General features: G+C 72.8%; 6 protein-coding genes. 2 read left to right on the plus strand and 4 right to left on the minus strand.

The genetic code is table 11. The features are described 5' to 3' along the window. Positions 1 to 1833: M4 family metallopeptidase (locus tag ACIGG8_RS24905; protein ID WP_396550834.1), on the minus strand; the 1833-nt coding region annotated here is incomplete at its 3' end. Between the two features lie 554 nt (positions 1834 to 2387). Further along, positions 2388 to 7892, minus strand: a complete 5505-nt coding sequence (gene pulA / locus ACIGG8_RS24910) for a pullulanase-type alpha-1,6-glucosidase (protein ID WP_396550836.1) — start codon at positions 7890 to 7892, stop codon at positions 2388 to 2390. 317 nt (positions 7893 to 8209) lie between these two features. On the opposite strand from pulA, the gene ACIGG8_RS24915 reads away from it, so the two are divergent. Next, a complete protein-coding gene (locus ACIGG8_RS24915; RefSeq protein ID WP_350523303.1) occupies positions 8210 to 9178 on the plus strand; it encodes a phosphatase PAP2 family protein in 969 nt (322 codons plus the stop codon). Between the two features lie 119 nt (positions 9179 to 9297). On the opposite strand, the gene ACIGG8_RS24920 is transcribed toward ACIGG8_RS24915, so the two are convergent. After that, positions 9298 to 12336 carry a bifunctional [glutamine synthetase] adenylyltransferase/[glutamine synthetase]-adenylyl-L-tyrosine phosphorylase gene (locus tag ACIGG8_RS24920; RefSeq protein ID WP_396550838.1) on the minus strand — a complete coding sequence of 1013 codons (3039 nt, stop codon included), beginning with the start codon at positions 12334 to 12336 and terminating at the stop codon, positions 9298 to 9300. A 224-nt stretch (positions 12337 to 12560) separates the two neighbouring features. Here ACIGG8_RS24920 and ACIGG8_RS24925 point away from each other — a divergent pair, with 224 nt between their 5' ends. Beyond that, positions 12561 to 13313, plus strand: a complete 753-nt coding sequence (locus tag ACIGG8_RS24925; RefSeq protein ID WP_396550840.1) for a class E sortase — start codon at positions 12561 to 12563, stop codon at positions 13311 to 13313. Between the two features lie 100 nt (positions 13314 to 13413). On the opposite strand, the gene ACIGG8_RS24930 is transcribed toward ACIGG8_RS24925, so the two are convergent. Further along, positions 13414 to 14625, minus strand: coding sequence for a hypothetical protein (locus tag ACIGG8_RS24930; RefSeq protein WP_396550842.1), 1212 nt, complete (start codon positions 14623 to 14625; stop codon positions 13414 to 13416). Positions 14626 to 14754 lie beyond the last annotated feature (129 nt).

Genomic DNA, 14754 nt, shown 5'->3' on the forward strand with positions numbered 1-14754 from the left:
GGACTTGCCGGCCGAGTCCTTCACCGTCACGGTGACGTTGGAGGTGCCCGCCGCGGTCGGGGTGCCGGTGATCGCGCCGGTGGAGGCGTTGATCGCCAGGCCGGCCGGCAGACCGGTCGCCGAGTACGACAGCGGAGCGGTGCCGCCCGAGGCCTTGATGGCCAGGTTGACCGCGGTGCCGACGGCGGTCGACTGGTTGCCCGGGTTGGTGACGGTGACGCCGCCCGGGTTGGGCAGCGAGCCGACGTTGACGGCGGCCCAGGCGGTGGCGACCGCGTTGTACTCGGCGCTGTTCGCGCCGTACAGGTCGGTGGCCGCGTTCAGGGTCGCGGTGCGGGCGGCCGCGTAGTTGGTGGTGGAGGTCATGTAGGCGGTCAGCGCCTTGTACCAGACCTGCTGCGCCTTGTCGTGGCCGATGCCGGTGACGGTGATGTTGTTGACGGTCGGGCTGTTGTAGCTGACGCCGTTGATCACCTTGGCGCCGCTGCCCTCGGACAGCAGGTAGAAGAAGTGGTTGGCGACGCCGGACGAGTAGTGCACGTCCAGGTTGCCGACGCCCGAGTACCAGGAGTCGGCCGACTGGCCGTCCTTGGAGGGCTTGTCCATGTAGCGCAGCGGCGTGCCGTTGCCGTTGATGTCGATCAGCTCGCCGACCAGGTAGTCCGGCACGTCCTTGGGCAGGTTGGCGTAGAACTCCACCATGTTGCCGAAGATGTCCGAGGTGGCCTCGTTGAGGCCGCCGGACTCGCCCGAGTAGTTCAGGTTGGCGGTGGCCGCGGTGACGCCGTGGCTCATCTCGTGGCCCGCGACGTCGAGTTCGGTCAGCGGGTGGGTGTCGCCGTCCCCGTCGCCGTAGGTCATGCAGAAGCAGCCGTCGTCCCAGAACGCGTTGACGTAGCCGGTGTCGTAGTGCACGCGGCTCATGGCGCCGACGCCGTCGTTGCGGATGCCGTTGCGGCCGAAGGTGTTCTTGTAGAAGTCCCAGGTGGCGGCGGCGCCGAACTGGGCGTCCACGGCGGCCGACTCGCGGTTGCTGGCCTGGCCGTTGCCCCAGGTGTCCGAGGACTTGGAGAACAGGGTGCCGTTGCCGGAGGTGCCGTTCTTCATGTCGGTGGTGTTCTGGCCGCCGCGGGTGGCGTCCTTCAGCGAGTAGGTCGAGCCGCTCTGGGTGGTGGTCAGCGGAACGTTGCCGACGAAGACGCCGGTGCCGGTGCCGCGCATGATGCCGTCGGCCTTGCTGAGCACGTCACCGGTCTTGGCGTCGGTGACCACGTGCAGCTTGCTCGGGGTGCCGTCGGACTCCTGGCCGGCGATGACCGTCTCCCAGGCGAGCTTCGGGGTGCCGTCCGCGGCCCACACCACCAGGCGCGGGGCGGTGTCGACGGAGCCCGCCTCGACGGCCAGCGCGGCGGCCTGGGCCTTCGGCGCGGCCAGCGCCGGGGTGGTCTGGACACCGGCGAGGCTGGCCTCGCTGGCCTTGGTCACGCTCTTGGTGGCACCGTTCGCGTCCTGGTGGACGATCAGGTCGCCGCCGAGGACGGGGAGTCCGGCGTAGGTGCGCTCGTAGCGCAGGTGGCGACCGCCGTTGGCGTCCTGGACGACGTCCTTGGTGACCAGCTTCTCCTCGGCGCTCAGGCCGAGGGCCTGGGCGAGGGAGGCGGTCTGCTGGTTCGCCGAGGCGATCAGCGCGGCCCGGGTGGACTGCTGGGCGGCGACGGCGGCCGGCGCGTCCGGGGTGGCCGCCTGGGCGATGACCGGTATGCCGGTGACCAGCAGCGCGGTGGACGCGGCCAGGACGACCGCCGCCTTCCGGGCGTGAGCGTAACGGGACATGCGGACTCCTTTTCCGACCGGAGCTGGGTCGCACCGGTGGAGAGAAACCTGGGCCGCGGGGTTGCGGCGCAGTGGGGGCCCCCGCCGGGTGCGACGGAGGTGCGGTAGCGGGTTGCGGTGCACACAACCCGTTGCAGGGTCGGGACGCGCTGCACCATGGCTGGAACGGCTGCACCGGGGGGTGGGGCCCCCTCGTCTGCAGCCGGAGGAATCGTGGCAGCAAACCGGCCGCCAATGACAGATGCATGCCACTGATTGGCCGGTTCATTACCGAAACCGTATGCATGGCGGTTCGTCAGTTGTGGTACGCCATCGCGAACTCGTGAACACGGTTTTCATGCCCCGGACAAAGTTCGATCACTACCGGCGGTCACTGACCAGCAGTCGGAAGCGGCGGCCGTGCCGTCGGGCGCCGCGCAGCGCCGAACGGGCGCGGCACGTCACAGTTCCGGCCGTGCCAGTGGAGCTTTCCGGCCATTCTGTGGCCGGAACGGAACCGGGCCCCGCTCCGCCTCGACGGCGGTGCGGGGCCCGGCAAACAGCGGGTGTACGGATCAGTGTTGGACGAACACCGCCACGGTGCGGCCCGGCACGGTGAAGGTGCCGGTCGCCGCGTCGAAGCCGGACTGCCTGACCACCTGGTCCGCTCCGCCCGCCTGGACGGGGTGCAGCGCCTGGCCCGTCCCCCGCAGGGCCGCCACGGTCTGCGCCTGCGCGGTGGGCGTGGCGTTGAAGACCACCGTGATGCCCTTCTCGGCCCCCGTCAGCCCGGTGCCGTCCAGGTGCAGGGTGATCACGCCGGGCGTCTCGCCGGCGGTGCCGGAGAGCGGGTACGAGAGCCGCTGCTGGACGGCGGCCAGGGTGGGCAGGGAGAACAGCGGCGAGGACTGCTTGATCCGCAGGAACTCCTGGTACTGCGCCGAGGTCGCTTGGATGTCGGCCGCGCCGACGGTCAGCTTCGGGTTCGCCAGCAGGGACTGCGCAGTCGGCCACATGCCCTTGTTGTCGGCCGCCGGCGGCAGGCCGCGGCCCCAGCCGTTGCCGTCCGCGGCGTTCCAGTGGATCGCGTTGAACCAGTCGCCCGAGTCGTAGGCGTTGGAGTCGAGCGACTTGGAGCGCAGCAGGTCGCTGCCGGCCTGGGCGAAGCCCGCGCCCTGGGTGAGCGCGGTGAGCGACAGGCCGAGCGCCTGCATCCGGGCCCGGTCGGCGGGCGCGGTGCCGGTCGGCAGCTTGTACGCGAGCGCGTCGAAGAGGTCGGTGTTGTCGTGGGCGTCCACGTACTCCACCGCCTCGCCCGGCTTGGCCGCGTACCCGGTCGGAGAGCCGTTGTAGTCGACCTGGGCGCCGGTGACGGCCTTCCCGGAGCTGTCGGTGAAGGAGTACCCGGCCAGGTTGCCGGTCAGCCCCACCTTCAACTGGTCCATCTGGTGCAGCAGTCGGGCCTTCTGCTGGTCCGGGCCGCCGTTCGCGGGCGAGCCGTTGGGGTCGGTGAACAGGCCCGAGGCGAAGCCCTGCTGGGGCGCCGAGTCGAGCATGAAGTTGCCGCCCCGCGCGGCGTCGCGGATCCGGTCGTCGAAGGTGGCGATGCCGGTGCCGGCCATGTTGGCCTGGGTGGCCTGCTCGAACCGGGCGTTGTTCGCGACGGCGCCGAAGTTCCAGCCCTCGCCGTACAGGAAGACGTTCTTCCCGTCCACGCCGTCCGAGTCCGGCGTCATCTTCCGCAGCGCGGCCTGCACGTCCAGCATGGTGGACTTCGGGTCCAGGCCCATCAGGTCGAAGCGGAAGCCGTCGACCTTGTACTCGCGGGCCCACAGGGTCACCGAGTCGACCACCAGCCGGTTCATCATGGCGTGCTCGGGCGCGGTGTCGGCGCAGCAACTGTCCGTCGTCACCTTGCCGTCGGCGTCCAGCCGCTGGTAGTAGCCGGGGACGACCCGGTCCAGCACCGAGTGCTCGGCCTGTCCGGCGGCGGCGGTGTGGTTGTAGACCACGTCGAGCACCACCCGCAGCCCGGCCGCGTGCATCGCCTGCACCATCTGCCGGAACTGCACGGTACGGGCCGTGCCCGCGGGGTCCGTCGCGTACGAGCCCTCCGGCACGTTGTAGTGCAGCGGGTCGTAGCCCCAGTTGTAGGCGTCGTCGGCGGCGACCGCCGCCACGCACTCCTGCTGCTTCGGGCCGTCCGCCGGGAGGGACTTGAGGTCGCAGGCGGGCAGCTTCTGGTCGGCCCGGTTCTCCCGGATGGTGGCGATGTCGAAGGTCGGCAGCAGGTGGATCGTGGTCACCCCGGCCTTGGCCAGGTCCCGCAGGTGCTGCATGCCGGCCGACTGCGACTCGGTGAACGCCAGGTAGGTGCCGCGCTCGGCGGCCGGGACGGTGGGGTCGTCCACCGAGAAGTCCCGGACGTGCAGTTCCTGGATCTGCTGCTGCGCGGGCGGCACGGCCTGCGGCCGGGCGTGGTCGTCCCAGCCCGCGGGCTTGAGCTCCTTGGCGTCGAGGTCGGCGACCAGGCTCCGCTCGGAGTCGGTCGACAGCGCCACCGAGTACGGGTCGGTGACGGTGTTGGTCACCACCTGCTGCACCGAGGGCGCCCAGACCTTCACCTGGTACAGGTAGTACTTGCCGTCCAGCTCGCCCTTGTCGCGGACGACTTCCCAGACCCCGGTCTCGTCGTCGAGCTTCAGCGGCAGCGTCTTCGGGGTGCCCCCGGCGGCGCTGTCGAAGACCTGGACGGAGACCTCCTGCGCGGTCGGCGCCCACAGGGACAGCGCCACCTTGCCGTCGTAGTACGCCGGGCCGAAGTCGACCTTGCCGGTCCGCCCGGCGTAGAGGTCGTCCAGCACGCCCGGGGTCTGCACCCCGGTTCCGGCCAGCACGGCGCCGCTGGGCAGGTGTTCGGTGAACAGCAGCTGGCTGCGCAGCGCGGCCGGGACGCGGGCGGTGTCCCGGGCGTCCACGGTGAAGGCCCGGTAGCCCGCCAGGTGCGGGTACTTCGCCTTCTGCGCGTCGGTCAGCCCGCCCTTGACCGGGGTGAGCCGCAGCCACTGGCCGGGCTTGGTCAGCACTCCCTTGTCGGCCTTGATGCCGCCCGCCGGGTCGTAGACCAGCTGGGCGCTGGTGCCGCCGGCCAGGGCGTCGTCGCCCGCGCCGTAGTTCGCCGGGACGACGACGGTCCTCGCGTCGATCCACTGCGCCTTGGCGCCGGTGAGGTCGACCTGCGAGGAGGCGGCCGGGTTCTGCGGCAGCAGGTGGCCCTCGCGGCCGCCGAGGATCCAGACCTCCCTGCCGTCGACCGCGAAGTCCAGCGACTGGTCGGCGGGCAGGTCCTTGTCGTTGCCCCGGTGCAGGATGTAGCTGAGGCTGGTCGCGCCGGGGGCCAGCGGCACCTCGAAGACGGCGCCGAAGGCGTCGCGGCGCGCCGGCGTCAGCGGCTTGCCCCAGTCGGTGGGGGTGGCGGCGCCGGTCCAGTCGTGCAGGCCCCAGCCGTCGTAGTCGCCGTCGGCCCGGTTGTAGTGGATGACGGCGGTGTTCGCCGGCGGCGTGCTCGTCGGGCCCGGGTTCGCGGTGCGCACCGCCGGGTCGCCCTGCTTCAGCCACACCTCGCCGGTGCTGCCGACGTCGATGTGGCGGTCGGCGTCCACGTCCTTGACGCCGTTCTTCTCCACGATGAACCCGACGTCCGAGGCGCCCGGCTTCAGCCGCACGTACGCGAAGGCGCCGTACGCGTCCCGCCCGGTGAAGGCGTGGCCGGCGGGCCACTGGGTGCCCTCGCCGTCGGCGAGGTCGCCCCAGGCGTAGAGGTTCCAGCCGTCGTAGTCGCCGTCCGGCCGGTTGTAGTGGACGACGGCGTACGGGCGGGCGCCCGCGGTGGGCACCGGCCGGGGTGCGGGGGCGCCGGTGGTGAAGCTCGCGGTGGCGGAGCGCAGGTGGCCGCCGGAGTCCTGGACGACGGCCTTGTAGCGCACGACCGTGCCGGGGGCGACGGCGCCCAGGTCCTGGGTGACGGCGTACTTCCCGGTGTCGGCGGTGCCCAGGGTCTGCCAGGGTCCGTTGCCGATCTGGGCGGCGAAGCTCACCCGGTCGAAGCCGCCGCCGTCGACCTTCGCGCCGACCGTGACGAGGCCGGTGGCGCCGTCCGCGGGCGGCTGCAGCGAGATCTGCGGCGCGGCGGTCACGGCGGCGAGCCTGCCGCCCGCCTTGAACACCACGGAGGACAGCGCCGGAACGGTCACCGTCACCTTGCGGTCGGCGCCGGAGGTCAGCTTCTCCCCCGCGGCCGGGTAGATCCGGTCGAAGCCCATTCCCGCCGAGAAGGTGTCCAGCGTGACGGTCTTCGCCTCGGCGGCGTTGTTGACCGCCACCAGGTACTCGACCTGCTGCCCGGCGTCGATCCGGGAGAAGGCGTAGACGCCCGCGCCGTCGGCGGCGTACCGCTCGATCTGGGCGCCGTCGGCCAGCGCCGGGTTGTCGCGGCGCAGCTTCGCCAGGCCCGCGATGCCCTGGTAGAGCGCGCCGTCCTGCCCGTACCGGTCGGCCGGGCCGGAGGCGCCGCCGAGCACGCGGTCGCTGTTGTAGGAGGGCGTCTTCGAGGCGAACAGGTCCTGCCGGGCGTCCTTGTCGCCGCCCGCGCCGGTGAAGCCCTGCTCGTCGCCGTAGTAGACGACGGGCTGGCCGCGGGTGAGGAACTGCAGCTCGGTGCCGAGCCGGTCCTTCTTCAGCAGGGTCGCCTCGTCGGCGCCCGGGTTGTCGGCGAGCAGGAAGGAGCCGAAGCGGCCCATGTCGTGGTTGCCGAGGAAGGTCGGCAGCTCGTAGGCGTCGGTGTCGGCGCCGGTGTAGCGGTAGTCCTGGCCGTAGACGTCGGCGAGGGCCTTCGCCGAGCCGCCCTGGGAGACGTACGAGCGGGCCGCGCCCTGGAACGGGAAGTCCAGGGTGGCCTGCAGCTTGCCCTGGGTGACGTACGGCGAGGTGATCGCCGGGTCGCCCGAGTAGACCTCGCCGAACATGAAGAACTTCTTGTTGCCCTGCTTGGCGGCGAAGTCCTTCAGCGCGGGCGCCCACTGCCGCCAGAACGCCATGTCGACGTGCTTGACGGTGTCGATCCGGAAGCCGTCCACGCCGGCGTCCTTGACCCACTGCTGGTAGACCTTCTCGAAGCCCTTCACCACCCGGGGGTTCTGGGTGTCGAGGTCGTCCAGGCCGCTGAAGTCGCCCTCGGTGGCGGACTCGCCGACGAAGGTCGAGTCGCCGCGGTTGTGGTAGAGCGAGGGGTCGTTGAGCCAGGACGGGGTCTTGGCGTTCGCGTCGGCGGGGTTGCGGAAGACCGGGGTGTAGGGGAACGAGTCCTTGGTGATCCGCGGCCAGGGGGCGCCGGCGTCGGCGACGGCGGTCTCGTCCACCGGGTTCCCGTCCGCGTCGAGCGTCGGGTAGGCGCCCGCCGAGCGGTAGCCGTGCTGCTGCTCGGCGTCGTCGACGACGTCGGCGGTGTGGTTGGTGATGACGTCGAAGAAGACCTTGATGCCGCGGGCGTGCGCCTTGGCTATCAGCTCCTTGAGCTGGTCGTTGGTGCCGAAGTGCGGGTCGACCTGGGTGAAGTCGGTGATCCAGTAGCCGTGGTAGCCGGCCGAGGCTTCGGCCCCGCTGCCCTGCACCGGCTTGTTCTTGAAGATCGGCGCCATCCAGATCGCGGTGGTGCCGAGGTCCTGGATGTAGTCGAGCTTCCGGATCAGGCCGGCCAGGTCGCCGCCGTGGTAGAAGCCCTTGTCGGCGGGGTCGAAGCCGTTGTCCAGCCGCCCGCCGGTGATGCCGCCGGTGTCGTTCGCCGGGTCGCCGTCGGCGAAGCGGTCGGGCAGGACGAAGTAGAACTGCTCGCGGGTGAGGTCGTGCCGCCCGGCGGTCGCGGCGAGCGCGGCGTCCGAGGGCGGGGCGGGCGGGGCGGCACCGAGGGCCGCGGGGGCGCTGCCGAGGGTGGCGGCGGTCAGCGCGACGGCCAGCAGGACGGCCGTGCGGCCCGTCCTGCGGGGTGATCTGCTCCGTCGGGGGCGGAGCGGGGCATCGGCCACTGAGGGCTCCCTTAGGGGAAGGGGCGATCGAGTTTCCAGGAAGCTAGCGGCCTGCAATATGTTTCAGCAAGATGCAGAAACCGTTTCGTCCCGGGAAAATCCAGCTCCACGGCCGCCTCCGGCCACCCCGATTACTCCCCCGGAGCGACGGGCGTGACAATGGGACGTATGTCCGTCCCACCGGTTAGCACCAGAACCCCGCGCACCCCCGACCCCGGTGGGAGCCGGCCCCTAGCCCTCAAGGGGGACAGCCGGTGAAGAATCCACTTCCAGAGGATGAGCAGACGGCTACGAGCGGTCTGGCAGACTTCTCGTCCATGGGGGAACCGACCGAGATCCAGCGAGGCGACGCCGGGCGCGCCGACACGGCCGACGGTGGCGGTTCCGAAGCGGCGACGACCGTCCCCGGTCACGTGCCCGACGGAGCCACCCGTACCGTCCAGTCCCGTTCCGCAGCCCTGCGCAATCGTTTCCGCGAGCAGCGCCGTTCGCCGGCCCGGCCGCGGATCTGGTTCGAGCTGGCCCTGATCGGGATCAGCTACTGGATCTACTCGATCGTCCGCAACGCGGTCCCGGAACAGGAAGCGATAGCCCAGAAGCACGCGCGCTGGATCTGGGAGCTGGAGCAGCACCTCGGCATCGCCGTCGAGCGCTCGGTCAACCACGCGATGGACGGCGTCGGGTGGCTCATCACCGGGATGAACTACTACTACGCGACGCTGCACTTCATCATCACGATCGGCGTCCTGGTCTGGCTCTACCGCAGCCACCCCGGCCGGTACGTCGCCGCCCGCACGGTGCTGTTCGTCACCACCCTGATCGCCCTGGTCGGCTTCTACTCCTTCCCGCTGGCCCCGCCCCGGCTGATGACCGACGGCGGCTTCATCGACACCGTGAAGACCCACGGCACCTGGGGCTCCTTCGCCTCCGGGCCCGCCGCGCACGTCTCCAACATGTACGCCGCGATGCCGTCGATGCACATCGGCTGGTCGATGTGGTGCGGCCTGGCGATCTTCTTCCTGGCCCGCCGGAAGTGGGTCAGGGCACTCGGCCTGATGTACCCGGCCGCCACGCTGGTGGTCATCGTCTCGACCGCCAACCACTTCTGGATGGACGCCGTCGGCGGCGAGATCTGCCTGGCCGTCGGCTTCCTCGCGGCCCGCTGGCTCTACCACGAGTGGGTCTACAAGCTGCCGCAGGTGCCCGCCCGGGAGTCGGCGCAGGACCAGCCGGTCACCGTCCCCGAGCAGTGGAGCGAGCCCGCGGTCAGCACCGCCCGCCGGTAGCGACGACGAACGACGAAGGGGCCCCGCACGGGGCCCCTTTCGCGTGCCCGGGGGCGCTTCCGCAGGCCCGGAGTGACGCTTCCGCGTGCCCGGGGACCCTTCCGCACGCCCCGGGGCGCTCAGAGCCCGTAGAACAGCCGGTCCACCACCGCCCGGGCCCGCCGGGTGGTCCGCCGGTAGTCGTCCAGCAGCTCCCCGCTGTGCCCGGCACCGTACCCGAGGTAGCGGGCCACCCCGGCCAGCTCCCTGGCCTCCCCCGGGAAGCTGTCCCCGGGACGGCCCCGCACCAGCATCACCGCCGCCCGCACCCGGGACGCCAGCACCCAGGCCGCTTCCAGCACCTCGGCGTCCGCCGGCTCCACCAGCCCGCCCGCGACCGCGGCCGCCAGGGCCGCCCTGGTCCGGGTGGTGCGCAGGGCCGGCAGCTCGTGCCCGTGCTGCAGCTGGAGCAGCTGCACCGTCCACTCCACGTCCGCCAGCCCGCCCCGCCCGATCTTGGTGTGGGTGGTCGGGTCGGCCCCGCGCGGCAGCCGCTCGGCCTCGATCCGGGCCTTGATCCGGCGGATCTCCATCAGGTCCCGTTCCGGCACCCCGTTGCCCGGGTAGCGCAGCGGGTCGATCAGCTGCCGGAACCGCGTGCCCAGCTCCTCGTCCCCGGCCACCGGTTCGGCCCGCAGCAGCGCCTGGCTCTCCCAGGCGTGCGACCAGCGCCGGTAGTACGCCGCGTACGAGGCGAGGGAGCGCACCAGCGGACCGCTGCGCCCCTCCGGCCGCAGGTCGGCGTCGACCAGCAGCGGCGGCTCGGTGGACGGCGCGCCCAGCTGGGTGCGCAGCTCGTGGCAGACCGCCTGGGCGGCCCGGGCGGCCTCCTCCTCCAGCGAGCCGAGCAGCGGCTCGTGGACGAAGAGCACGTCCGCGTCCGAGCCGTAGCCCAGCTCGTGGCCGCCGAAGCGGCCCATCGCGACCACCGAGATCCGGGTCGGCAGGTCCCCGTGCTCGGCCTCCCAGCCGGCGACGCAGGCCCGCAGCGCACCCTGCAGGGTGGCGGCGTTGAGTGCGGTGAGCGCCTCCCCCGCGACGTCCAGCGCCTCGGCGGGGTCCTCCCCGAGCCGGCCGAGGACGTCCGCGGCGGCCGTGCGGAACAGCTCCCGGCGGCGCACCGAGCGGGCGGAGGCCACGGCGGCCGTGGTGGACCCGGCCCGGCCGACGGCGGCCAGTATCTCCGACTGCAGCGCCGCCCGCCCGCGCGGTTCCAGGCCCTGCGGATCGCCCAGCATGGCCACCGCCTCGGGGGCGCGGAGCAGCAGGTCGGGGGCGAGTCGGCCGGCCGACAGCACCCGGGCCAGCTGTTCGGCGGCCGCGCTCTCGTCCCGCAGCAGCCGCAGGTACCAGGGGGTGCGGCCGAGCGCGTCGGAGACCTGGCGGAAGTTGAGCAGCCCGGCGTCCGGGTCGGCCGAGTCGGCGAACCAGCCGAGCAGCACCGGCAGCAGGGTGCGCTGGATCGCCGCCTTGCGGCTCACCCCGGAAGCCAGCGCACTGATGTGCCGCAGCGCGGCCGCCGGGTCCGCGTAGCCGAGCGCCTCCAGCCGGGCCCGCGCGGCGTCCGGGGTCAGCCCGGCGGCGCCCGGCGGCAGCTCGGCCACGGCGTCGAGCAGCGGCCGGTAGAACAGCTTCTCGTGCAGCCGCCGCACCTCCACCGCGTGCCGCTTCCACTCCCGGTGCAGCGCGGCCACCGGGTCGGCGCGGGTGTCGTCGTTGATCAGCGGGGCCAGCGACCGGGCCAGTCGGCGCAGGTCCTCGGCCCCGGTGGGCATCAGGTGGGTGCGGCGCAGCCGGTACAGCTGGATCCGGTGCTCCAGCGAGCGCAGGAAGCGGTACGCGGTGTCCAGCGAGGCGGCGTCCGCCCGGCCGACGTACCCGCCGCGGGAGAGCGCGGCCAGCGCCTCCAGGGTGTTGCCGCTGCGCAGCGCCGGGTCGGTGCGGCCGTGCACCAGCTGGAGCAGCTGGACGGAGAACTCGACGTCGCGCAGCCCGCCCGGGCCCAGCTTGAGCTGGCGGTCCAGTTCGGTGACCGGGATGGAGTCGATCACCCGGCGGCGCATCTGCTGCACGTCGGTGACGAAGTTGTCCCGGGCGGCGGCCTGCCAGACCAGCGGGGCGAGCGCCTCGACGTACGCGGTACCGAGGTCGGCGTCCCCGGCGACCGGCCGGGCCTTGAGCAGCGCCTGGAACTCCCAGGTCTTGGCCCAGCGCTGGTAGTAGGCGAGGTGGCTGGCCAGGGTGCGGACCAGAGGTCCGTTGCGGCCCTCGGGGCGCAGGTTGGCGTCCACCGGCCAGATGGTGCCCTCGCCGGTGGTGTCCGCGCAGAGCCGGGTGAGGGCGGCGGCGAGCCGGGTGGCGGCCCTGACCGCCTCGGGCTCCGCCACGCCCTCGCGCGGCTCGGCGACGAAGATGACGTCCACGTCCGAGACGTAGTTGAGCTCCCGGCCGCCGCACTTGCCCATGCCGATCACCGCGAGCCGGCAGGCCGCGGCGGCCTCCGGGTCCTGCTCGGCGGCGAGGTCCAGGGCGGTCTGCAGGGTGGCGCCGGCCAGGTCGGCGAGTTCGGCGGCGGTCCGGGCGAGGTCGGTGGTGCCGGTCAGGTCGCGGGCGGCGATGGCGAGCAGGCAGCGGCGGTAGGCGATCCGCAGCGCGTCCGCCGGGCTGCGGTCGCCGCCGCGGACGTCCGCGTCCCGGACGCCGTCGGTCAGCGCGCGGCTGAAGTCCTCCGGGCCGGGGTGCATGTCGCGCAGCTCGAAGGTGACCAGCACGTGCCAGTCGTGCGGGTGCCGGGCCAGGTGGTCGCCGAGCGCGGTCGAGACGCCGAGCACGCCGAGCAGCCGGTCGCGCAGCGGCTTGGAAGTGGTGAGCGTGTCGCGCAGGGTGTGCCGGTCGGCCTCGTCGGCGGCCTCCATCAGCCGGGCCAGGCCGAGCAGCGCGAGGTCGGGGTCGGCGGTCGCGCCGAGCGCGTCCAGCAGCACCGGGTCGTCGGCCAGGCCCTCCAGGCCGGGGCCCTCCAGCAGCCGCACCGCCCGCGCCGGGTCGCCGAACCCGCGCCGTACCAGCCGGTTCTCCGGCCTGCTGACCCGGCTCCCGGCCCGCTGCTCGTCCACCGCCATCGGCCCCTCCATCCGTCCGCCCCAGCAGGTTACGCGCCCGGGCGGCCCGCCGCCGGACGGCCCACGGGCCGGGCCCGCCCGGTCACCGGCCGGCCCGGCGCACGGACCCGGGCGGCGGCGTGGCGTGTCGGCTTGCCCGCCGGCTCGCGGGCGCGGTGGAGTACGCGCATGACCAGCCCGGACGCCCCCGGCGGCGGCCGGCGCGGCGGCCGAAGGGACGAACCATGGCAATCGAGCACCCGACCGAGGGACGAGCACCTCGCCGGCACCCCCTGCGGGTCGCGTTCGGCGCGCTCGGCGACGTGCTGTTCACCATCGGCGTCCTGCTCGCCCTGTTGCTCACCTACTCGCTGTGGTGGACGAACCTCACGGCCGACCGGCACTCCGGGGTCGCGGCCGAACAGCTCCGCCGGTCCTGGTCGGCCGCGGCCCCGACCGTCCCGACGCCCTCGGCCTCCGGGGCCGCGGCCGCCGCGCCGCCCCCGTTCGACGCGGGCGGAGGCATCGGGTTCCTCCACGTGCCGGCCCTGGGCGCGGGCTACGAGGTGCTGATCAGGATCGGTACCGACGAGGACACCCTCGCGGACGGGGTCGCCGGCGTCTACACCACGCCGTACCGCTCGGCCATGCCCTGGGACGCGCAGGGCAACTTCGCCCTCGCCGCCCACCGCGACGGGCACGGCGCGAAGTTCCACGACCTGGACCGGCTGAAGCCGGGCGACCCGCTGGTCGTGGAGACCCGCGACCGCTGGTACGTCTACCGGGTCGACGCCACGCTGCCGGAGACCTCCGCGGACGACACCGGTGTCATCGCCCCGGTGCCCACCGGCTCCCCGTACACCGGGCCGGGCCGCTACATCACCCTGACGACCTGCACCCCCGTCTACACCTCGCTCTACCGGATGGCCGTCTGGGGCAGCCTGGTCGACGAACGGCCGATGGATCCGGGCCGTACGCCGCCCCCCGAGCTGCGCTGACGGGGCCGGGGCCCGGGAGGGAGCGCGGACGGAAACCGGGACGGAAGACCGACGGGCGGTGCGCTCTCCGCGCACCGCCCGTCGGTCACCCGCTGCCGCGTCATACACGCCGTCGGCTGATCCGCATGGCTGCCGCGCCGGCCACGAGGAACGCCGCCGAGAGAGCCGCCAGCAGCGGCGTCTGGCTCCCGGTGTGGGCCAGCTCGCCGTGGTGGTGGTGCCCGGCCGCGTGCTGCTCGCCCCCGCCGTGGTGCCCGCCCTGCGGGGCCGGCTTGTGCGACCCCTCCTGCGCGGCGAACTTGGCCTTGTTCACGTTCTGCGCGGCCTGGTGATTGCTCTGGCTCTGGTGGTTGGACAGGTTGTTGCTCTGCGCGGCCGACTGGTGCGCGGAGTTGTTGGAGTTGCTGGTGGAGCTGTTGTTCGACGTGCTCGCGGCGCTGTTGTTCGCGCTGTTGTCGAGGTTGTTGGTGACGACGTTCTGGACGACGACGGTGAGGTCGACCTTCTGGTCCTGCCGACCGTCCTGCTTCTGCTCGGCGTTCTGGGCCTGGCCCTGGGCCTGCTCCTGACCCTGCGCCTGCTCCTGGCCCTGGGCCTGGTTCTGCTCGCCGTTCTGGCCCTGCCCCTGGTCCTGACCGCCGTGCTCGCCGTGGCCCTCGTGACCACCGTGGCCCTCGTGGCCGCCGTGCTCACCGTGCTCGCCATGGCCCTCGTGCCCGCCGTGGCCTTCCTGACCCTCGTGGCCGCCGTGCTCGCCGTGCTCGCCGTGCTCATCATGGCCCTCGTGGCCGCCGTGCTCACCGTGCTCACCGTGCTCACCGTGCTCACCGTGCTCACCGGGCGGGCAGACGCACTCGGGGAGCTCGTGGTGGCCGGGGCTGCCCTCCTCCCCGCAGGACGCGCCGCCGGCCGCGGCTCCTTCGGGGAGCCCGGGCGCCGCCGGCTCGCCCATCGGCCGGCCACGCTCGGCGCCGTCCTCGCCCACCTGGACCGAGTCGCCCGGCTCTGCGGCGTCACCCGGCTCGGTGGCGTCGCCCGGCTCGATGGCCTCGTTCGACTCCGGGTCGGCCGGCTCCGGCGTGTCCGACCGCATGATGCTCCGGCTGGTGACGGTCCAGGTGTTGCCGGAGAAGCCGGTGCCGTCCCCGGCGAGGCGCAGAAGGCTGTCGACCCATTCGCCCTGGGCCCCTGCCGACTCGGAGGCGGTGCCGTGGTCGACGGAGGACGAGGCGTAGGCCGTGTGACCGGCACCCAGCACGAGCGTGGCCGAGGCCAGTCCGGACAGGACCAGGGTGGTGATTCGAGTACGCATGGACACTCCAGGATGATCCGTAAAACGGATCTTCTGAATACGCCCCTGGGTCACTCGACCGCGGTTCGCACCGCTGCAGAGTCGTCGGATTGGCCCAACGGATTAGCGTGCGCGGAGGATGCCGCACGA

The organism is Kitasatospora sp. NPDC085464, assembly GCF_044541955.1.
In the GTDB taxonomy this organism is placed as follows: Bacteria; Actinomycetota; Actinomycetes; order Streptomycetales; family Streptomycetaceae; genus Kitasatospora.

What these genes read in the sequence shown, in the direction of transcription:
- ACIGG8_RS24915 (WP_350523303.1), top strand. Translation starts at nt 8,210, where the DNA reads ATGGGGGAACCGACCGAGATCCAGCGAGGCGACGCCGGGCGCGCCGAC.
- ACIGG8_RS24920 (WP_396550838.1), bottom strand. Translation starts at nt 12,336, where the DNA reads ATGGCGGTGGACGAGCAGCGGGCCGGGAGCCGGGTCAGCAGGCCGGAG.
- ACIGG8_RS24925 (WP_396550840.1), top strand. Translation starts at nt 12,561, where the DNA reads ATGGCAATCGAGCACCCGACCGAGGGACGAGCACCTCGCCGGCACCCC.
- ACIGG8_RS24930 (WP_396550842.1), bottom strand. Translation starts at nt 14,625, where the DNA reads ATGCGTACTCGAATCACCACCCTGGTCCTGTCCGGACTGGCCTCGGCC.